The sequence below is a fragment of the Streptomyces sp. NPDC059373 genome, assembly GCF_042751495.1.
In the GTDB taxonomy this organism is placed as follows: domain Bacteria; phylum Actinomycetota; class Actinomycetes; order Streptomycetales; family Streptomycetaceae; genus Actinacidiphila.
Genome location: NZ_JBHYXC010000009.1, coordinates 47,048 through 66,702, shown reverse-complemented (window position 1 = coordinate 66,702; position 19,655 = coordinate 47,048). Strand labels below are relative to the sequence as shown.

The following is a 19,655-nucleotide window of genomic DNA, read 5'->3' as shown; positions in this document are numbered from 1 at the left end:
GAGGCAGGAACCGATGGAGCACACCTCCGCACAACGCAGCGTCCTCGACCCGGATCTGCTGTTCCACACCGGTCTGGTGGTCCCCGACCTCGACCTGGCGATGAAGACCCTGAGCGAGCTGGCCGGCTACCACTGGACCACCGTCATGGAACTCGACGTCACCGCCCTGACCCCGGGCGGCGTCCAGCGGGCCGCCCAGCGCTTCGTGCTGTCCCTGGAAGAGCCGCGTCTGGAACTCGTCGAGGAGATACCCGGCACCGTGTGGGTCTCCGACGGCAGCAACGGAGCCCACCACGTGGGCTACTGGGCCGAGGCGGACCGTATCGAGGCGATGTCCGCCGCGCTGGTCGAACAGGGCCTTCCCGTGGAGGCCTCCAACGACTTCCGGGCCGACGGCCGGCTGATGTGGGTCTACCACCGCGGACTCGGCGGAATCCGCGTCGAGCTGCTGTCCACGGAGATGAAGGCACCCATGGAGGCCTGGCTGGCCGGCAGCAGGCCCTGAGACCCGACGCCGACGCCGACCCGTTCTCCAGCAGGAATCCGGGCGCCCGTCGGACCGTGACCGTACCAGCCGCCGTCACCAACCACAGGCGGCGAAAGAGAGGGAGGGGCGATGGCCGGCGAGAGCTTCCAGCTCTACGACACCACCCTGCGCGACGGCACGCAGCAGGAGGGACTGGCGCTGACGGTGGAGGACAAGCTCGCCGTCGCACGCCACCTGGACGCCTTCGGCGTGGGCTTCATCGAGGGCGGCTGGCCGGGAGCGGTGCCCAAGGACACCGAGTTCTTCCGCCGAGCCCGTACCGAACTGCCGCTGCGCAACGCCCAACTGGCGGCCTTCGGAGCCACCCGCCGGCCCGGCACCGCCGTCTCCGCCGACCCCCAGGTGCGGGCGCTGCTCGAATCGGGCGCCCCCGTGGTGACCCTGGTCGCCAAGGCCGACACCCGGCACGTGGAGCTGGCCCTGCGCACCACCCTCGCCGAGAACCTGGCCATGATCGGCAGCACCGTACGTCACCTGGTGCACGCCGGGCGGCGGGTCTTCGTGGACGCCGAGCACTACTTCGACGGCTACCGCGCCAACCGCGAGTACGCCCTCGAAGTGGTCCGTACCGCCGCCGAGGCGGGCGCCGAGGCCGTCGTGCTGTGCGACACCAACGGCGGCTCGCTGCCCGACGGGATCCGCGAGACGGTGGCCGCCACCATCGAGGCGAGCGGTGTCCGGGTCGGTATCCACTGCCACGACGACACCGGCTGCGCCGTGGCCAACACCCTGGCCGCCGTCGACGCCGGTGCCACCCACGTCCAGGGCACCGCCCACGGCTACGGCGAACGCTGCGGCAACGCCAACCTGTTCACGGTCGCCGCCAACCTCGTCCTCAAGCGCGGCCTGGACATCCTGCCCCCCGCACGGCTCGCCACCATGGCCGAGGCGGGCCGCGCCATCGGCGAACTGACCGGCCGCCCGGCCGAGGCGGCCGCCCCCTACATCGGGCCGTCCGCCTTCACCCACAAGGGCGGCCTGCACGCCTCCGCGCTGCGCATCGACCCCGACCTCTACCAGCACATCGCCCCGGCGGTGGTCGGCAGCCGGATGCGCACCCTCGTCTCCGACATGGGCGGCCGCTCCTCCATCGAGCTCAAGGCCCGCGAGCTGGGCTACGAGGTCGCCGCCGGATCCGAGCCGGTGGCCCGGGCCGCCGCGCGTATCAAGGAGCTGGAGAACCGGGGCTACAGCTTCGAGTCCGCCGACGCCTCCTTCGAACTGCTGCTGCGCGAGGAGCTGTACGGCTACGCCGGTGACGGCCTGTTCGCGGTCGACTCCTGGGCCGTGTCGGTGGAGCACCGCACCGCGGTGACCGTCACCGAGGCCCGGGTGCGGCTGCGGGCCGACGGGGTGCCGCTGAGGGCCATCGGCCGGGGCAGCGGCCCGGTCAACGCCCTGGACCGCGCCCTGCACCAGGCGCTCGACCCGGTCTTCCCCGACCTCGCCCGCCTCGAACTGGCCGACTACCAGGTACGGGTGCCCACCGGCCAGCACGGCAGCGAGGGCCCGGTCCGGGTGCTGGCCACCTTCACCGACGGCGAGCGCAGCTGGAGCACCGTCGGGGTCGACGACAACCTGGTCGCCGCCTCCTGGCAGGCCCTGCTGGACGCCGTCCGCTACACCCTGCTCGACACGCCGGCGCCCGCGCGACTGACGGTAGGAGCGTGAGCGGCCGTGCGCGTGGACGACGTCTTCATACGGGCCACCGGCCTGCGGCTGCCCGGCTTCCTGCCGCTGGACGAGGCCCTCGGCAAGGCGACCGGCATGGTCTCGGTGGCCCACTCCCCGGACGAGTCGGCCGCCGAGATGGGCGCGGCGGCCGCCGTCGCGGCCCTGGAACGGTCCGGTACGGGCCCGGACGACCTCGATCTGATCCTGCACGCCGACACCTACCACCAGGGCCAGGACCTGTGGCCGGTGGCCTCGTACATCCAGCGTGAGTCGGCCGGCGGCAGCACCTGCCCGGCCCTGGAGATCCGCCAGATGTCCAACGGCGGTCTGGCCGCCCTCGACCTGGGCGTCGCCTACCTCACCTCCCAACCGCACCGCCGCGACGCCCTGCTGACCACCGCCGACCGTTTCTGCCCGCCCGGCATCGACCGCTGGCACACCGACCCCGGCACCCCCTACGCCGACGGCGCCACCGCCCTGGTGCTCTCCCGGCGCGGCGGTTACGCCGCCCTGCGCTCCCTGGCGATGCTCGCCGACGCCGAGCTGGAGCCGCTGCACCGCGGCGACGAGCCCTTCACCCCGGCCCCGTTGTCCCACCGCGTCCCGGTGGACTTCGAGGCCGCCAAGCGGGCCTTCACCGGCAAGGTCGGCATGTCGTACACCATCACCCGCGCCAACGCAGGGCAGCGCACCGTCATCAAACAGGCCCTGGCCGATGCCGACATGGAACTGTCCGACGCCGACTGGGTGGTGCTGCCGCACTTCGGGCTCCGCCGGCTGCGCGCCATCTACCACCGCCAGTACGGGATCGACCCGGCCCGCACCACCTGGGAGTTCAGCCGCACCGTCGGGCACCTCGGCGCCGGCGACCAGTTCGCGAGCCTCGACCACCTGGTGGTCTCCGGCCTCGCCCGGCCCGGCCAGCGCGTCGTCCTCATCGGCGTCGGGGCCGGCTACAGCTGGGGCTGCGCGGTCGTGGAGATCCTGGCCCGGCCGGATTGGGCCGCGGCCGGTACCGGAACCGAGCGCTGAACCCATCCTCCAGCGCGGCTCAAGCCAGTACTGCAAATCTGGGACAACCGCCGTGCGAGCGGCGCGACTCGAAGGGAAGGTTCGCCGTGGCGCCGAACGCTACGAGCTCCGCGACCCATGTGACGGAGCACGCCATCGCGGTCTCCGCACCGCCCGAGACCGTGTACGCCCTCGTGGCGGACGCGTCCGACTGGGCCCAGGTCTTCGGGCCCACCGTGCACGCCGAGGTCACGCAAGAGGGCGCCGGGGGTGAGCAGGAGCTCCGGATCTGGGCCTTCGCCAACGACCAGGTACGCTCCTGGGTCTCCCGGCGCACCCTGGACCCCGTCACCCGCACCATCAGCTTCCGCCAGGTCGTGTCGGCCCCGCCGGTCGAGGCGATGGCCGGCCAGTGGCGGATCGAGACCAACGAGGACGGCGGCAGCCGGGTCGTCCTGCTCCACGACTTCCGTGCGCTGCACGACGACCCCGCCTCGGTGGAGCTCATCCAGCAGGCCGTCGACCGCAACAGCCGCGCCGAACTCGCCGCCCTCAAGACCGCCGCCGAACTCGGCGCCACACGCGACGAACTCCACTTCACCTTCAGCGACTCGGTCCACATCGACGGTTCCGCCGACGACGTGTTCGCCTTCCTCGACCGCGCCGACCTGTGGCCCGAGCGGCTGCCGCACGTGTCCCGCCTCGGCCTCACCGAGATCGAGCCGGGCCTGCAGCACATGGACATGGACACCCTCAGCCCCGACGGCTCGGCCCACAACACCACCTCCGTGCGGGTCTGCTTCGCCGACCGCCACCTCATCGTCTACAAGCAGCTCCGGGTCCCGGTCGCCATGAGCCTGCACACCGGCCGCTGGACCATGGAGCCCGCGGAAGAGGGCGGCGTACGGGCCACCTCCTGGCACACCGTCACCCTCGACCCCGAGGGCGTCAGCCACGCGCTGGGCCCGCAGGCCACCCTAGCCGAGGCCCGCGCCATGGTCCGCAAGGCGCTCGGCACCAACAGCTCCACCACCCTCCACCACGCCAAGGAGTTCGCGGAGGCGGCCCATGCCACCCGCACCACGTGACCTGCGCAGGCCGGTCACGGTCATCAACCGGTTCACCGTCACGGACGACATCGAGAAGTTCGAGCGGGAGTTCCGCGAGCACTCCCAGTACCTGCGCCGCCAGGAGGGCTTCCAGTTCCTGGTGACCGTCCGGTCGGTGTACCGCACCGACCAGTTCACCCACCTCGGTCACTGGCGCAGCCTGGAGGACTTCCTGGCCGTCGTCCACGACGAGACCTTCCTCGCCCACGTCCAGCGGCTCGGCCGGATGGTCGAGGCCGAGGCCGACCAGGCGGTCAGCGTCGGCCGGGTCACCCTGCGCAACGCCGTCGTCGGCGCCGCCAACGTGGTCCTGCTGCACGCCCGGCTGGAGGGCGACCACTGGGAGTTCGAGCAGAATTTCAGCGCCCTCACCGCCGAGTGCGCCAAGCAGGACGGCTTCGGCGGCAGCGACCTGCTGCGCTCCACCGTCAGCCCGCAGAAGTACCTGGGCCTGTTCTGGTGGTACGACGCCGAGTCCTGCGACCGCGCGCTGCGCAGCGACGCCTACGCCGTGGCGCAGCGCCGGCTGGCCGAGGTGGCCCGGATCACCCCCGAGCGCACCCGCCATGTCGCGTACGAGCGGGTCATCTGGGACGCGGAGCAGCCCTAGGAGGCCTGCCGGTGACATCGACAACATGCAGGGAGCCGGGGGCCGAGTGGTCCTCGGCTCCGCCGCGTTCTGTGCCCGAGCGGCCTTCGAGCGGGCGGGCGCATGGTGATCGTATGGCCAACCTCTACCGGAACTTCGCGGAAGTCATGCTGGCCCGGGCCGCCGAGGACGGCGGCCGGGACGCGCTCGTCCTGCTGGGCGAAGAGCGTGAGGACGAGACGCGCCGGGCGCCGGAGACGGTCTCCTACGGCGAACTCGACCGTTCGGCACGCGCCCTGGCCGGCTGGCTGCAGGACAAGGGAGCGGCCGGCGAACGCGTCCTGGTGCTGCAGAACTCGCGCCGACTGTTCGCGGTCAGCTTCCTGGCCTGCCTGTACGCCGGCGCCATCGCGGTGCCCGCGCCGCCGCCCGGCGGACGGGTCCACCACGACGAGCGGGTCGCCTCCATCGTCAAGGACGCCGCCGTCTCGCTCGCCCTGACCTCCGCCGCCGAGGCACCCGAGGTGTCCCGGCTCATGGCACGTACCGGGTACGGCCATGTCGGCTGCGTGGCCGTCGACGCGCTCGCGTACACCGAGGACCACTGGCGGGCCCCCGACCTGGACGGCCGGACCACCGCCTTCCTGCAGTACACCTCCGGCTCCACCCGGGAGCCGCGCGGCGTGGTGGTCACCCACGGCAACCTCCTTGACAACCAGCAGGCCATCTCCCGCGCCCTGGGCACCCGCCCCCGCTCCCGGCTGGGCGGCTGGCTGCCCTTCCACCACGACATGGGCCTGGTCGGCCAGTTGCTGCACCCGCTGTGGCTGGGCGGCACGTCGGTGCTGCTCACCCCCACCGCCTTCGTCAAGCGGCCGATCAGCTGGCTGCGGGCGATATCGCGGCACCGGATCGCGGTCAGCGGCGCCCCGGACTTCGCGTACGACCTGTGCCTGCGCCGGATCAGCGAGGAGCAGGCCGCGGACCTGGACCTGTCGTGCTGGGAGGTCGCCGTCAGCGGCGGTGAGCCGGTGCGCGCCTCGACCATGGCGGCCTTCGCCGAGCGCTTCGCCCCGGCAGGGCTGCGGCCGGAAGCCCTGACCCCCTGCTACGGGCTGGCCGAGTCGACGCTGCTGGTGGCCGGTGGCGGCCCCCGGCGCGCCGACCGGGCCGTGGACCCCGCCGCGCTGGAACGCCACCGGCTGCGCCCGCCGCGCCCCGGCGGCCCGGTCCGTACGGTCGTCGACTGCGGCCCCGCGGTCGACGGGGGCGAGCTGCGCATCGTCGACCCGGACGGCGGCGCGGTGCTGCCCGACGGCCGCGTCGGCGAGATCTGGTACCGGGGTCCGGGCGTCGCCCCCGGCTACTTCGGGCGGCCCCGCGAGTCCGTCGCCGCCTTCGGCCACGACGGCTTCCTGCGCACCGGCGACCTCGGCACCCTCGACGAGGGGCGGCTCTACGTCACCGGCCGGCTCAAGGACGTCATCGTCGTCGCCGGCCGCAACCTCTACCCCGACGACCTGGAGCACACCGTGCAGCGCGTCAGCGCCCTCTTCGGATCCGGCTCCGCCTTCGCCGTCCCCGGCGAGCCCGAGCGGGTGGTCGTCGTCCAGGAACTGCGCTCCCGCAGCCGCTACGACATCGACATGCCCGCCCTGACCGCCGCCGTCCAGCAGTGCCTCGCCGAGGAGTTCGACATCCGCGCCGCCGCCGTCCTCCTCGTCCGCCCCGGCACCGTCCGGCGCACCACCAGCGGCAAGGTCGAACGCGCCGCCATGCGCGGCCTCTTCCTGCGCGGCGAGATCGACCCGCTCCACCAGGACACCGACCCGGACGTCGGCGCCCTCCTCACCACCGGAGGCCGGAAGTGACGCCGGAGGCCCGTATCAACGCCCTGGAGCGGGACTTCGGTCCGCTCGACGACCCCGACAACCCGCTGGGCGCCGCCCGGCTGCTCGCCGCGGACACCCGGGGCGAGGTGCTCGCCGAGGGCGAGGCCGTGCTGGACGCGCACGCCACGAACACCGAGTTCGTCCCGGAGGCGCTGGGCGGCCGGCTCAACCGGATGGACGTACTGGGCCGGGTGCTGCGCCCGGTGTTCCGGCGGGACGCCTCGCTGGGCTTCGGCTACGGCCTGAACTGCTTCTTCGCCGCGGCCCCGGTGTGGTCCGGCGGCGACCCGGCGCAGCTGCGGCTGACGGCCGCACATCTGCTGGAGGGCCGGCGGATCGCGGTGGCCCGGCACGAAGTGGCGCACGGCAACGACTTCGTACGGGACGAGTTCCAGGCGGCGCCGCAGCCCGGCGGCGGCTACCTCCTCAACGGCCGCAAGACGGCCATCGCCAACGCCCACCGGGCCGACGGCCTGGTCGTCTTCGCCCGCACCGGCGACGCCGTGGCCGGCCGCAGCCACTCCGTGCTGCTGCTCGACCGCCGCGAACTGCCCGAGGACGCCCTGCGCAACCTCGCCCGGCACAGCACCACCGGCATGCGTGGCGGCGAGTTCGGCGGCCTGGAGGCGCAGGACTGCCCGGTGCCGTCCGACGCGCTGGTCGGCGAACAGGGCGACGGCTACCGGCTGTCGCTGCGCTCGTCCCTGCTGATCCGGGGCCTGATCCCGTCGATCGTGCTGGCCGGCGCCGACACCGCGCTGCGCACCGTGGTGCGCTTCGCCGTACGCCCCCGGGACGACGGCCGGTCCTCGCTCGACGTCGCGCACGTGAAGAACGTCCTCACCGGCGCCTTCCTCGACCTGCTGCTCAGCGACTGCCTGGCGCTGGTGGCGACCCGGGCGCTGCATCTGCTGCCCCGGCAGGTCAGCGTGTACGCGGCCGTGGCCGCCTATGTCGTACCGAAGATCACCGCCGAGGCGATGGACGAGCTGTCGGCGGTGCTCGGCGAGGCCCAGTTCGGCGGGGCCGGGGCCTACGGGATGTTCGCCAAACAGGTCCGGGACCTTCCGGTGACCTCGCTCGGGCACGCCGGCAGCGCAGGCCGCCAGGTCAGCATCCTGCCCCAACTGCCCCTGTTCGCACGGCAGTCGTGGTTCGCCGACGACGAGCCGCCGGCCACGCTGTTCCGCCCCTACGACGGACTGCCGCCGCTGGACCTGGACAGCCCCGCGCTGCTCGCCGACAGCGACCCGCTCAGCGCCACCCTGACCGGCGCCGCACACGCCGAGGGCACCGCGCTGGGCGAGCTGACCCGGCTGCTCAGCACCGAACTCGGCGAGCTGCGCAAGGCGTTCGCGGAGATCGACCCGGCTGACCGCAAGGCGCTGGTCAGCCCCTACAGCTTCGGCCTGGCGGACCGTTACGCCCTGGTGCTGGCCGCCGCCGCATGCCTGGGGGTCTGGCGCGAGCAGCGCGAGGCCGCCACGGACCAGGACCGGTTCCTCGCCGACGACGCCTGGCCCACCGCCGTCCTGTACCGGCTGTGCCGCCGGCTCGGCCTCCCGCTGCCCGACCGCCCCACCGGTTGCGAGCAGCGCGTCCTGGCCGAGGTACTGGCCCGGCTGCACGGCCGGCGCTCGTACGACCTGTACGGCAGCCCGCTGGCCTGAACCGGGGCCCCACCCCCGGAGACAGAGGAAGGAGCGCACCATGACAGCACAGCAGCACGGGCAGCAGGAGCCGCATGACCCGCGCGAGGAGGCGTACGCGGAATGGCTGGAGGAGCGGCTCGACCGCTACCTCGGGCGCACGGTGCCACGGGACCAGCCGCTGTCCGACCACGGCCTGGACTCGGTGGCCGCGCTGAGCCTTTACGGCGACATCGAGGAGGAGTACGGCCCGCTGATCGAGCCCAGCGACATCTGGGAGTACCCCAGCGTCCGCGAACTGGCCCGCTACCTCGCCATGCGCGACCCGCGCCCCGACGGCGACAGCCCGGTCCGGGTGGCGCTGGTCTTCACCGGCCAGGGCTCCCAGCACCCCGGCATGACCTCGGGCCTGTATCTGCACTCCGGCGGCTACCGGGCGTTCCTCGACGAGGCCGCCGAGGCGCTCCGCCCCTACACCGACCGCTCGGTGGTCGACCTCATCCTCAGCTGCGACCCCCGGGTCGACCAGACCGCCTTCACCCACCCCGCCCTGTTCGCCGTCGAGTACGCCCTCGCCCGGACCCTGGAGCAGGCCGGCGTGCAGCCGGCGGCCGTCCTGGGCCACGGCATCGGGGAGTTCGCGGCGGCCGTGATCGGGGGGGCGCTGTCGCTGGCCGACGCGGCGAAGCTGGTGGCGGTGCGCGGCGCCTTCCTGCAGTACCTGCCGGACGGCGGCGGCATGATGGCCACCTGCGCCTCCGCCGAGGAGGCCGAGGAACTGGCCGCCGCCGAGCCCGAGGTGGCCGTCGCGGCCGTCAACGCCGAGAAGGCCGTGGTGCTCTCCGGCGCCCTCGACGGCCTGGACCGGATCCGCCGCCGGCTGGACAAGCGCGGGATCGCCGCGGTGCCGCTCAACGTCTCGCACGCCTTCCACTCGCCGCTGATGAAGCCGGTGTGCGCCAAGTTCGAGACGGTCGCCCGCCGGCTGCCGGGCGCACCGTCCCGGCTGCCGTACTACTCCACCGTGCGCGGCCGGATGACGGGCGAGCCGCTGTACGCCCCCTACTGGACCGAGCACATCACCGCCCCGGTGCGGTTCGCCGACGCCGCCCGGCTGATGATCGCCCAGCAGGACCTCACCCACATCGTGGAGATCGGCCCGAAGCTGGTCCTCACCCCCTTCCTGCGCCGCATGGGCGGCACCCACGGACCGGTGTGCGTCGCCGTGTGCCGGAATCCGCAGACCAACGCGGTCGACCTGGCGGGGGTGCTCTCGTCACTCGACGCCTGGCCGCTCTCGGAGGCGCTGTCGAGGACATGCCGGTGATCCGGCCTCCGCTGGAGGCCTCAGGACCCCGGGGCCCCTGGCGCGAGGTGAGCCGTGAGCTGGCGGACAGCGGCACGGTCGTGGTCTACGGGCTGCTTCCCGGCTGGCTGCGCTACAAGGGCGGCGAAAGCGGGCTTCGCCGCCTGCTCGGCCGGGACTTCACCCGGTACGAGGGCATGTCCCAGCCCCGGATGCGGGAGCGCTTCGCCGCCTCACGGCTGCTGCTGCGGCATGTGGCGGCGGCTGCCATCGACACCGCCCCGGAGCTGGTCGACCTGGCCTACCAGCCGGGCGGCCGCCCGTATGTGCGCGGCTGCGACCAGATCGACGTCAGCCTCAGCCACACCGAGGACCTACTGGTGGTCGGGATCACCCGCAGGGGCCGGATCGGCGTGGACGTGGAGCTGGCCGACCGGCGGATGGCCGGCACCGGCTCGGAGTCACAGGCCTGCACCGCCTTCGAGAAGGCCGCCCTGGACGCGGCCGAACCGGAGCAGCGCAACAGCCTGCTGGTCCGGCTGTGGACCCTGAAGGAGGCCTACAGCAAGGCCGTCGGCCAGGGCCTGCGCTTCCGCTTCACCGAGTTCGGCTTCGCGCTGGGCGACCCGGGCGACAGCGACGGGGGCGCACGTCTGGTACGCCCCGACGGCACCCCGGCCGGCGGGTCGGGGGAGTGGGTGTTCGGCACCTTCCCGCTCGCCGGGCGGTTCGTGGTGAGCGCCGGGGTCTACGACGCCGGATTCGGCGAGCTGGCGGACCTGTCGGTGCACACCGCGCTCGACGAGGGACTGCTGGACGCGCTGCTCGGCGCCTCGTACGACCCGTGAGCCGTCCCCCGCAACCGGTCCGGCCCCTGATCACGGGATCCAGCCGGCTTCCTCGGCGATTCGGATGGCGTCGATCCGGTTACGCGCGTTGAGCTTGGTGACGATGGCGGTGAGGTAGTTCCGTACCGTCCCCTTGGACAGGTACAGGCAGGCCGCTATCTCCGACGCGTCCGCCCCCTGGGCGGCGAGCCGCAGCACCTCGATCTCCCGCTGGGACATCGGATTCTCCGCGCAGTCCCAGGCGGCCAGCGCGAGTTGGGGATCGATGACGCGCTGGCCGGCCGCGATCGCCCGTACCGACTGGGCGAGCCGGTCGGGCGGCGCGTCCTTCAGCAGATACCCCGACACATGGGCGGCCAGCGCCCGGCGCAGTGTGCCGGGGCGGCCGAGACTGGTCAGGATGAGGGTGCGGCAGCTCGGCAGTTGCTCCCGCAGCTCGGCCGCCGCCGTCAGCCCGTCGATGCCCGGCAGATCGATGTCGATGACCGCGACATCGGGGCGGGACTCCAGCGCCGCCTTCACGATGCAGTCCCCCCGGTCCACCGAGGCGACCACCTGGAGATCGGCCTCCAGCTCCAGCAGGGCGATCAGCGCCCCGCGGATCATGTGGACATCCTCGGCAAGCAGGATCCTCGTTCGCATCAATTGGTCCCCCGGCCCAACTCGCGTGGATCAGGCCGCGGGTCTCGCGGCCGTGTCCTCCGATGACGGCTCGGCCGTCTGTGGCTCCGGACGCAGCGGTGCCTCGGCCACCAGATGGAAACGGCCGTCGTCGCGCACGCCCGCGTCCACCCGGCCGCCCACCGCGGTCAGCCGGAGCTGCAGATTGCCGATACCGCTGCCGCTGTGGGGGGACAGGATCGCGGCGCCCTCACCGACCCCGTCGTTGACGAGGGTGAGGCGCACCGTTTCTCCTTCCGCGGCGGCGGTAATCGAACATTGTTGCACCTTGCTGTGCCTCAGGATATTCGTGATCCCCTCCCGCAGCGCCGTAGCGAGCACAGTGTCCACAAGCGGATGCAGCCGGCCGCACTCCACGTCGACCTCGGCCTGCACGCCGGCGGCCGCCAGGATCGAGGCCGCCGAATCCGCCTCGGCCGCCAGTGACATGTCCCGGTAGCCGCTCGCCACCAGGCGTACGTCGGACAGTGCCTGGCGGGAGACGTCGAGGATCGAGGAGACCTCGTCGCGGGCCTGATCGGACCGGTCGCCGATGAGGCGGTACAGCAGTTCGCTCTTGAGTGTGATCGCGGAGAGGCTGTAGCCCAGCAGGTCGTGCAGGTCCCGGGCGAAGCGCATCCGCTCCTGGGTCACGGCCATCCGGGCCAGTTCGCCGCGCGCGACGTGGACCTCGTCGACCAGGTCCGCCAGCCGGGTCAGGCTGTAGATGACCAGGCCCCACAGCAGCGTCGAACCGGTGAAGTACACCGTGAAGAAGGCGGTCTGGCCGGTCAGTACGGCCGTCACGGTCACCGTGGCGGCGGCGAGTCCGTAGAGCGCCCAGCCGGCCCACCCTGCCACCAGAAGCAGAATGGTTCCCGCCAGGGGGCCGGCCATCGGCGACCAGTTGATGCCGTAGGCGATGGACGGCAGGTAGGTGAGAAGAACCTGCACGGTGAGGGTGATGGCCCTGGTCCGGGGAGGCCACCGACGGGCCGTCGGAAGGGTGTGAACCACCTGGACACCGAAGATCACGCCGATGCAGACCGCGCAGAGGATGAGCTGGTTCCGGCCAGGCTCGGTCCATACGACGTTCAGGACGGCGACGACCGCACACCACACCAGGGCGGCGACAGTAATTGTCTGTGCGAGCCGAGGAGGCGGGACGTCCTCGCGTGCCTTGCGGATCGCGGGGGAGATCATCCCTGGCTCCTCACCTGCCGCCGTCGGTTGAGTCGCATAGTACGGCCATCGGTTTCCACCCGAACCAGCCAACACCGGTGTCGACTTGTTTCAGACGAACAGTGGAATCGGGTTAAGTTCGGCAACCGGAGTGCGCCGGTCCGCGCGCCCCAGCCGCACCGGTACGTCGAAGAGCCGCCCCGGAGCGAACCGTGCCCAGAAGTGCCGCATCCCCGGCACGATCACCTTCACCACCGGAAGCCCCACGTCGGGCCGGGTATGGTCGAGAACGAGCAGTTCCATGCCATGTGACCGGACAAGAGCGTCGGCGGCCTCGATGTCCTGGAGCAGATCGGCGCGCGGAACGTAGCCGAACTCCCCCGGACGGCGGGCCGACTGACCCGGATCCGGTACCAGATATGGCTGATTCCGCATGGTTGCTCCCGTCCACCACGAGGTCAGTTCGGTGTCCGAAACCGGATGGGCCCCCGAGTCCTGATCGGTTGCTGCCGCTATGGGGAGCAACTGGGTCATCTCCGTCGCCGCCCGGCGCAGGGCCAGGGCGGGATCGAAGTGAGCGCCGAAGCCGAAGGCGATGTCCTCTTCCGTTTTGTCCGTACGCCGGGACACGGCGGCCATGACCGGGATGCCGAAGTCCGCCGTGAGGTCCAGCACCCACATCTCGCGGTGCAGCCGGGCGTACGTCTCCCGCATCTCGGCGAGCCAGGGTTCGTCGAAGGCGTCCAGGTCGACGGCCGGGTGGCGGGTGCGGTTGTACCACCACAGAGCCACGGCGTCGCGTTCCACCAGTTCCAGGAAGCCCTGGACGATCGCGTCCTCGAGACTGCTGCCCGCCGCGTTGCCGTTGGAGTCGGCCCAGGGGCCGGAGTCGCCGTACTCACCGAAGTACAGCATCGAGGTCGGCAGCATGCGCTGGGTACGTGTGGTGAGTGACCAGACCGGGGTCCACTCCACCGGCCGCCCGGGATCGAAGGGCGCGCACACCTGGTTGAAGGCGGAGTTGGCGGCGTTCCAGCGCTCGCGGTCCCTGAACTGCTCAGCGGCGTACAGCTGGCAGTCGTTCGGATGCACGGCCCGCTCCCCGAGCCCGTGGAGGGTGTCGCGCACCGTGAGCTCATCGCCCTGCCGGGTCCCCGAGTACCGTTCCACCGCCTCGCACAGGGCCCCCGTCTCGGCTTCGAGCGCGGTGGTTCCCTTGCCCCCGCTCAGCTGGCGCAACGTACTGCGCACCCCCGCAGTGGTGTGGGTGCGCAGGGCCAGATTGTGGCCCGACACCCAGGCGTTCAGGGATTCGGGGAGCCGGGTGTCGCGGCGGATCCCGGAGATGATCCCGGTGACCGGGCTCACCAGGTGCCCGTAGCGCAGCCGCACCTGTTCCGGGCTGAGCGCCCGGTGGTTGTTCCCGCCATGGGTGGCCTTGGGACGGGACCCCGGGACGACCGGCAGAGCCGTACGCTCCGCCGTCAGGCCCGGGTCCCCGCAGTCGGGACACTGCGGCCGGCGGGTGAGGCGATGATGCCGGGTGCGCAGAGTGAGGGTGTCCAGGGTGGACACCGCGTCCTGGTTCTCGTGCCGTGAACCGGCCAGCCACTTCGCGGCCTCCAGCACCGCCGCGTGCAGTCCCAGTGCCCGCCCGGCGGCGAGCGAACTGGCCGGGCACACCACCGGGCCGTCTGCGCCCAGGGCGCGCACCACCAGCTCCTCGGCCCGGCGGTGCGCCCGCAGCCGGTGTGCCAGACAGGACCAGCAGGGCCCTTCCCCCGGGCGGAACACCGGCCCCACCCACGGCTCGGCGCCGGAGGGCTTGGCCAGCAGCCAGGGACGTCCCGACTCCCGGTGCCGGGCGTCCACCGCCCGCAACTCCGGCGCCAGGTAGTCGTCGCAGAGCACCAGCGAGAACGCCGCCTCCGCACCCGGTTCCGTCACCGCGATACCCGAGGCCGCACAGGCCGTTCGGGCGTCCTCGATGTGGGTGCGGCCGACCGCCACCACCTCGACCGGGGTTCGGGACAAGGCCTCCGCGGCCGTCGCGCCGTCCAGCCCGGACAGATCCCAGTAAGCCCGCGCGGACTCCTCCGTCTCCGTCGCGTCGCCGGTCCCGGGACGGCGGTAGCCGATCAGGTCGGCCCTGGCGAGATCCCGTACGAGGCGGCCTGCCTCGGCCGCCGACATCGCCGACTGTGCTTCCCGGAGCAGCTCCGGCAGCGTACGGGTCCCGTCGAGCAGCGGGACCAGCGCCCGGATGTGCCGCCCGTACAGGGCCTTGACCCCCCGCTCGGACAGCAGATAGGCGGCCTCGCCGGGAACGACCTCGGCCCGCCAGTGACGTTTGAATCCCACGAAGGGGCGGCCTGCGGCCGCCCCTTCGGCTGAGTTTCCGCCGGTCACGCGCCCACCAGCGACCGTGGCCCGGCAGGTGCCAGGCCCGGAACCGGCAGAGCCGTCTCCGCCCTCGGGATCGTCGGCGCGCACGCTTGGGTGGGCAGGCACATGGCTTCCGGGTCCACCCGGTCGAGGTCCTCGATGATCACCAGCGGGCAGCCGGTGAACACCGGTTCCGCGGCCGGCAGCCCGAACTCGGCGAGCAGGGCGGTCAGATCGGCCTCCTGCATCGCGGCCAGGTCCGGCTCCAGCTCGATCCCGGCAGTCACTTCGGCGAAACGGTGGTCCACTGTACGGTCCATCGGAGAGCCCCCTCCTCAGTCGGACGAATCCATTTTCGACTCCATTGGCGAGGATTCTGCGGGCAGCGTTCGGGCCAGGGACAGTGCCGGGGTCATCAGGGCGGCATGACATTTTCATGATTGGACTCGTGACCCTCTCACTGGGCCGTCCAGCGCCCCGCTGGCACGCTTCCAGAACGTTCTGTTTTGAATCGTTGGCCAGAAGCCGTCGAACGGAGCGAACGGAAGGGGAGAGCACACCATGGAGATCAAGGTTCTCGGTCCGCTCACCGCCCACGAGCGCGGACACTCGGTAGTGCCGAGTGCCGCCAAACCGCGGCAGATCCTCGCCCTGCTCGCTCTGCAGGCCGATCGGGTCGTCACCGTACCCTCCCTCATGGAGGAGATCTGGGGCGAGAACGTGCCCCGCAGTGCCGCCACCACCCTGCAGACGTACATCCTCCAACTGCGCCGCAAGCTCGGCGCCGCCCTCGAGGGCGACCCCGAGCGGCACGCCAAGGACGTCCTGGTCACCCGGCACGGCGGCTACCTGCTCCAGGTCCAGCCCGGGCAGGTCGACGTCCAGGAGTTCGAGCAGCTCACCGCCTCCGGGCGGGCCGCCTTCGACGCCGGCGACGACCACGCCGCCTCCGACCTGCTCGGCCGGGCCCTCGGCATGTGGCGCGGGCCGGCCCTGGTCGACGTACGGGTCGGCTCGATGCTGGAGCTGGAGGTACTGCGCCTGGAGGAGGACCGCATGGCCGCCCTGGAACGCCGCATCGCGGCCGACCTGCGGCTCGGGCGGCACACCGAGCTCGTTCCCGAGCTGAGTGTGCTGGCCGCGCGCAATCCGATGCATGAGAACTTCTGCGCCCAGCTGATGGTCGCCCTGCACCGGTCGGGCTCGTCCTGGCGGGCGCTCGAGGCGTACCAGCGGCTGCGGACGACGCTGGTACGGGAGCTGGGGCTGGAGCCGTCCAACAAGCTTCAGCGGTTGCACCACGCGGTGCTTTCGGGGGATGCGGGGCTGGACCAGCCTGCGGCGCGGGCTTCTTGAGGGTCGGCTTGAGGGGTTGGGGTCAGGGGCCAGGGGTCAGGGGTTGGACGGGGGCGGCTTGGGCGGGGAGGCTCGAGCCGAGCGGCCTGACGTGCCGGGGTTCGGCGCGCAGGGCCGGTGGCGCAACGACACCGTGCCCAGGCCGGCCGTGAGCTGACCGCATTCCTCTTTTTTGAGCGGCTCGGTTCGCCTCCGCTGCGCTCAGTCACTGTGGGGGCACCTCCCAGACGGAGTCTGGGGGAAGTCGATCGTGCTCGCCCGCTCGTTCCTCGCGGACTGCGCGCGTTCTCCTTTTCGACAGCGACCGCTCCGCTTCGGCTCACTCGCCGGGTGGTCACCGTCGGCCGTCAAGTCCCGTTCTAGGGATCGTTCCTACGTTCGGCGGATGACGGCAATCGATGACATCAGCACCCTGACACCCGCGCCGGACGTGCGGCGGGCCACCGAAGAGCTGAACCGGCTCAAAGAGGAGATCGGGCGGGGCCCCGATCCGGAGGCCACGCGGCGGCAGCATGCCAAGGGCAAACTGACGGTGCGGGAGCGGCTGGACATCCTGTTCGACCCCGGAAGCTTCACGGAGATCGAGCCGTTGCGCCGGCACCGGGCCACGGGGTTCGGGCTGGAGGAGCGCAAGCCGCACGGCGACGGGGTGACGACCGGCTGGGGCACGGTGCATGGCCGGACGGTCTTCGCTTACGCCCATGACTTCCGGGTGTTCGCGGGGGCGCTGGGGGAGGCGCACGCGGCGAAGGTCCACAAGGTGATGGACCTGGCGGCGGCGGCCGGGGCGCCGTTGGTCTCGCTCAACGACGGCGCGGGCGCCCGTATTCAGGAGGGCGTCACCGCGTTGGCGGGGTACGGCGGGATCTTCCGCCGCAATACCGCGGCGTCGGGGGTCATTCCGCAGATCAGCGTGATGCTGGGCCCGTGCGCAGGCGGTGCGGCGTACAGCCCGGCGCTGACGGATTTCGTGTTCATGGTGCGTGAGACCTCGCAGATGTTCATCACGGGTCCGGACGTCGTCCAGGCCGTGACCGGCGAGAAGATCAGCATCAACGGCCTGGGCGGCGCCGACGTGCACGCGGGTACGACGGGCGTAGCCGGGTTCGCCTATGACGACGAGGCGGAGTGCCTGGAGGACGTACGTTTCCTGCTCTCGCTGCTGCCGTCCAACAACCGCGAACTGCCGCCGGCCGCCCCCGCGGAGGACCCCGCCGACCGGCGTACGGACGCGCTCGCCGATCTGGTCCCGGCCGATCCGGGGCAGGCGTACGACATCCGCAAGGTGATCGAGGAGATCGCCGACGACGGTGAGTTCTTCGAGGTGCACGAGGCCTGGGCGGGGAATGTGGTGTGCGCGCTGGCGCGCCTCGACGGCCATGTGACGGGGATCGTCGCCAATCAGCCGGCGGTGCTGGCGGGGGTGCTGGACATCCACGCGAGTGAGAAGGCCGCGCGGTTCGTCTCCATCTGCGACGCCTTCAACATCCCGTTGGTGAGCCTGATCGACGTGCCCGGCTTCCTGCCCGGCGTCGACCAGGAGCACGGCGGCATCATCCGGCACGGCGCCAAGCTGCTGTACGCGTACTGCAACGCGACCGTGCCCCGGGTCTCGCTGGTGCTGCGCAAGGCCTACGGCGGCGCTTACATCGTCATGGACTCCCGCTCGATCGGCGCTGATCTGTCGTTCGCGTGGCCGACGAACGAGATCGCGGTGATGGGTGCCGAGGGGGCGGCGAACGTGGTGTTCCGCCGCGAGATAGCCGCCTCCGACGACCCGGAGGCCACCCGCGCCCGGCTCGTCAAGCAGTACCGGGAAGAGCTGATGCACCCCTATTACGCGGCCGAACGCGGCCTGGTGGACGACGTCATCGACCCAGGTGAGACCCGGCAGGTGCTGATCCGGTCGCTGGCGATGCTGCGGGCCAAGCACGCCGAGGTGCCGGCCCGCAAGCACGGCAACGTACCGCTGTAGCCGCACTGGTCCATGTTCGCGCGAGCGGCTGTCGAGGGCCCCGGCCAACCATGACGTGAACGGGAGCGGCCGTCCGTCACGAGCGGGCAGCCGTCCGGTCCGGCGCTGGGGCGGTTAAGGCCGATCCCGGACCGCCCCGGCCGCCAAGAACCCGACTTCAGGAGGTATCGGCGATGCGACGAGTCGCCATCACAGGACTGGGCGTTGTGGCCCCCGGCGGGATCGGCGTCAAGGAGTACTGGGAGCTGCTCACCGCCGGCCGGTCCGCCACCCGCACCATCAGTTTCTACGACGCCTCGCCCTTCCGGTCCCGGGTCGCCGCCGAAGCCGACTTCGACCCGAAGGCCGCGGGCCTGAGCCCGCAGGAGATCCGCCGGCTCGACCGGGCCGCGCAGTTCGCCGTCGTCAGCGCCCGCGAGGCGCTCAACGACAGCGGACTGGACACCGCGCGGCTCGACCCCACCAGGATCGGCACCGCGCTGGGCAGCGCGGTGGGCTGCACCACCAGCCTGGAACGCGAGTACGTGGTGGTCAGCGACGGTGGCCGGAAGTGGAACGTCGACCACGAGTACGCGGTGCCGGAGCTGTACCGGCACTTCGTCCCCAGCTCCATGGCCGCCGAGGTGGCCTGGACCGCGGGGGCGGAGGGACCGGCGGCCGTCGTGTCCACGGGCTGCACCTCGGGCCTGGACTCGCTCGGCCACGCGGTCGACCTGATCCGCGAGGGCACCGCCGACATCATGATCGCCGGCGCGACCGAGGCACCGATCTCACCGATCACCTCGGCCTGCTTCGACGCCATCCACGCCACCACCCCGCGCAACGACATCCCGGAGAGCGCCTGCCGGCCGTTCGCCCGGGACCGCAGTGGCCTGGTCCTCGGCGAGGGCGCGGCCATCCTGATCCTCGAAGAGCTGGAGAGCGCCCGGCAGCGCGGCGCCCACATCTACGCCGAGATCGCCGGCTTCGCCTCCCGCTGCAACGCCTTCCACATGACCGGACTCAAGCCGGACGGGCGGGAGATGGCCGAGGCCATCGACTTCGCCCTCGACGAGGCCCGGCTCGACCCGACCGCCATCGGCTACATCAACGCCCATGGCTCCGGCACCAAGATGAACGACCGCCACGAGACCGGCGCCTTCAAGCGCAGCCTCGGGCAGCACGCGTACGAGACCCCGATCAGCTCCATCAAGTCGATGATCGGCCACTCGCTCGGCGCCATCGGCTCCCTGGAGATCGCCGCCTGCGCCCTGGCCATGGAGCACGGTGTGCTGCCGCCCACGGCCAACCTGCACGAGCCCGACCCCGAGCTGGACCTCGACTACATCCCGCTCGTCGCCCGCGAGAAGAAGCCCGATGCCGTGCTCAGCGTCGGCAGCGGCTTCGGCGGTTTCCAGAGCGCCATGGTGCTGGCCCGACCCGAAAGGAGCATCGCGTGAGCGCGACCGTCATCAGTGGTCTCGGCATCGCCG

At 71.9% G+C, this 19,655-nt stretch carries 16 protein-coding genes; 12 read left to right on the top strand and 4 right to left on the bottom strand.

Annotated features, from left to right (window positions below; translation table 11 throughout):
• The first annotated feature begins 13 nt into the window (after positions 1 to 13).
• From ACFXJ5_RS15885 to ACFXJ5_RS15845, 9 genes are all read left to right on the top strand, one after another.
• Positions 14 to 505, top strand: coding sequence for a VOC family protein (locus ACFXJ5_RS15885; RefSeq protein ID WP_384630969.1), 492 nt, complete (start codon positions 14 to 16; stop codon positions 503 to 505).
• A 111-nt stretch (positions 506 to 616) separates the two neighbouring features.
• Complete coding sequence (cimA, locus tag ACFXJ5_RS15880; RefSeq protein WP_384630968.1) at positions 617 to 2,218, top strand: citramalate synthase; 1,602 nt, start codon at positions 617 to 619, stop codon at positions 2,216 to 2,218.
• Positions 2,219 to 2,224: 6 nt separating this feature from the next.
• Entirely contained in the window at positions 2,225 to 3,253 is a 1,029-nt protein-coding gene (locus ACFXJ5_RS15875) for a ketoacyl-ACP synthase III family protein (protein ID WP_384630967.1), read from the top strand.
• A gap of 86 nt (positions 3,254 to 3,339) precedes the next feature.
• Positions 3,340 to 4,320 carry an aromatase/cyclase gene (locus ACFXJ5_RS15870; protein WP_384630966.1) on the top strand — a complete coding sequence of 327 codons (981 nt, stop codon included), beginning with the start codon at positions 3,340 to 3,342 and terminating at the stop codon, positions 4,318 to 4,320.
• Complete coding sequence (locus ACFXJ5_RS15865; RefSeq protein WP_384630965.1) at positions 4,301 to 4,951, top strand: antibiotic biosynthesis monooxygenase family protein; 651 nt, start codon at positions 4,301 to 4,303, stop codon at positions 4,949 to 4,951. The genes ACFXJ5_RS15870 and ACFXJ5_RS15865 overlap by 20 nt, the downstream gene beginning before the upstream one ends.
• 113 nt (positions 4,952 to 5,064) lie before the next feature.
• A complete protein-coding gene (locus ACFXJ5_RS15860; protein ID WP_384630964.1) occupies positions 5,065 to 6,801 on the top strand; it encodes a fatty acyl-AMP ligase in 1,737 nt (578 codons plus the stop codon).
• Complete coding sequence (locus ACFXJ5_RS15855; protein WP_384630963.1) at positions 6,798 to 8,492, top strand: acyl-CoA dehydrogenase family protein; 1,695 nt, start codon at positions 6,798 to 6,800, stop codon at positions 8,490 to 8,492. Before ACFXJ5_RS15860 ends, ACFXJ5_RS15855 begins: the two co-directional genes overlap by 4 nt.
• A gap of 40 nt (positions 8,493 to 8,532) precedes the next feature.
• Positions 8,533 to 9,798, top strand: a complete 1,266-nt coding sequence (locus ACFXJ5_RS15850) for an acyltransferase domain-containing protein (protein ID WP_384630962.1) — start codon at positions 8,533 to 8,535, stop codon at positions 9,796 to 9,798.
• Positions 9,789 to 10,625 (top strand): 4'-phosphopantetheinyl transferase family protein, encoded by an 837-nt coding sequence (locus ACFXJ5_RS15845; protein ID WP_384630961.1) that lies wholly within the window; start codon positions 9,789 to 9,791, stop codon positions 10,623 to 10,625. Before ACFXJ5_RS15850 ends, ACFXJ5_RS15845 begins: the two co-directional genes overlap by 10 nt.
• Positions 10,626 to 10,655: 30 nt before the next feature.
• Here the strand turns inward: ACFXJ5_RS15845 and ACFXJ5_RS15840 are convergent, their stop codons facing one another.
• The 4 genes from ACFXJ5_RS15840 to ACFXJ5_RS15825 all read right to left on the bottom strand — a co-directional run bounded on the left by ACFXJ5_RS15840 (position 10,656) and on the right by ACFXJ5_RS15825 (position 15,172).
• Complete coding sequence (locus tag ACFXJ5_RS15840) at positions 10,656 to 11,267, bottom strand: DNA-binding response regulator (RefSeq protein WP_384630960.1); 612 nt, start codon at positions 11,265 to 11,267, stop codon at positions 10,656 to 10,658.
• A 30-nt stretch (positions 11,268 to 11,297) separates the two neighbouring features.
• Positions 11,298 to 12,488: a sensor histidine kinase gene (locus ACFXJ5_RS15835; RefSeq protein WP_384630959.1), complete on the bottom strand. Its 1,191-nt coding sequence runs from the start codon at positions 12,486 to 12,488 to the stop codon at positions 11,298 to 11,300.
• Positions 12,489 to 12,578: 90 nt separating this feature from the next.
• Complete coding sequence (locus ACFXJ5_RS15830) at positions 12,579 to 14,828, bottom strand: TOMM precursor leader peptide-binding protein (RefSeq protein WP_384630958.1); 2,250 nt, start codon at positions 14,826 to 14,828, stop codon at positions 12,579 to 12,581.
• A gap of 44 nt (positions 14,829 to 14,872) precedes the next feature.
• The gene (locus ACFXJ5_RS15825; protein WP_384630957.1) at positions 14,873 to 15,172 is read right to left on the bottom strand and encodes a hypothetical protein; all 300 of its coding nucleotides are present in this window, start codon (positions 15,170 to 15,172) and stop codon (positions 14,873 to 14,875) included.
• A gap of 241 nt (positions 15,173 to 15,413) precedes the next feature.
• On the opposite strand from ACFXJ5_RS15825, the gene ACFXJ5_RS15820 reads away from it, so the two are divergent.
• From ACFXJ5_RS15820 to ACFXJ5_RS15810, 3 genes are all read left to right on the top strand, one after another.
• Entirely contained in the window at positions 15,414 to 16,208 is a 795-nt protein-coding gene (locus ACFXJ5_RS15820) for a BTAD domain-containing putative transcriptional regulator (RefSeq protein WP_384630956.1), read from the top strand.
• Positions 16,209 to 16,593: 385 nt separating this feature from the next.
• Complete coding sequence (locus ACFXJ5_RS15815) at positions 16,594 to 18,183, top strand: acyl-CoA carboxylase subunit beta (protein ID WP_384630955.1); 1,590 nt, start codon at positions 16,594 to 16,596, stop codon at positions 18,181 to 18,183.
• Positions 18,184 to 18,356: 173 nt separating this feature from the next.
• On the top strand, positions 18,357 to 19,622 hold the full coding sequence (locus ACFXJ5_RS15810) for a beta-ketoacyl-[acyl-carrier-protein] synthase family protein (RefSeq protein WP_384630954.1): 1,266 nt from the start codon (positions 18,357 to 18,359) through the stop codon (positions 19,620 to 19,622).
• The last annotated feature ends 33 nt before the right edge of the window (positions 19,623 to 19,655 follow it).

What these genes read in the sequence shown, in the direction of transcription:
- ACFXJ5_RS15885 (WP_384630969.1), top strand. Translation starts at nt 14, where the DNA reads ATGGAGCACACCTCCGCACAACGCAGCGTCCTCGACCCGGATCTGCTG.
- cimA (WP_384630968.1), top strand. Translation starts at nt 617, where the DNA reads ATGGCCGGCGAGAGCTTCCAGCTCTACGACACCACCCTGCGCGACGGC.
- ACFXJ5_RS15865 (WP_384630965.1), top strand. Translation starts at nt 4,301, where the DNA reads ATGCCACCCGCACCACGTGACCTGCGCAGGCCGGTCACGGTCATCAAC.
- ACFXJ5_RS15860 (WP_384630964.1), top strand. Translation starts at nt 5,065, where the DNA reads ATGGCCAACCTCTACCGGAACTTCGCGGAAGTCATGCTGGCCCGGGCC.
- ACFXJ5_RS15850 (WP_384630962.1), top strand. Translation starts at nt 8,533, where the DNA reads ATGACAGCACAGCAGCACGGGCAGCAGGAGCCGCATGACCCGCGCGAG.
- ACFXJ5_RS15845 (WP_384630961.1), top strand. Translation starts at nt 9,789, where the DNA reads ATGCCGGTGATCCGGCCTCCGCTGGAGGCCTCAGGACCCCGGGGCCCC.
- ACFXJ5_RS15840 (WP_384630960.1), bottom strand. Translation starts at nt 11,267, where the DNA reads ATGCGAACGAGGATCCTGCTTGCCGAGGATGTCCACATGATCCGCGGG.
- ACFXJ5_RS15835 (WP_384630959.1), bottom strand. Translation starts at nt 12,488, where the DNA reads ATGATCTCCCCCGCGATCCGCAAGGCACGCGAGGACGTCCCGCCTCCT.
- ACFXJ5_RS15825 (WP_384630957.1), bottom strand. Translation starts at nt 15,172, where the DNA reads ATGGACCGTACAGTGGACCACCGTTTCGCCGAAGTGACTGCCGGGATC.
- ACFXJ5_RS15820 (WP_384630956.1), top strand. Translation starts at nt 15,414, where the DNA reads ATGGAGATCAAGGTTCTCGGTCCGCTCACCGCCCACGAGCGCGGACAC.
- ACFXJ5_RS15815 (WP_384630955.1), top strand. Translation starts at nt 16,594, where the DNA reads ATGACGGCAATCGATGACATCAGCACCCTGACACCCGCGCCGGACGTG.
- ACFXJ5_RS15810 (WP_384630954.1), top strand. Translation starts at nt 18,357, where the DNA reads ATGCGACGAGTCGCCATCACAGGACTGGGCGTTGTGGCCCCCGGCGGG.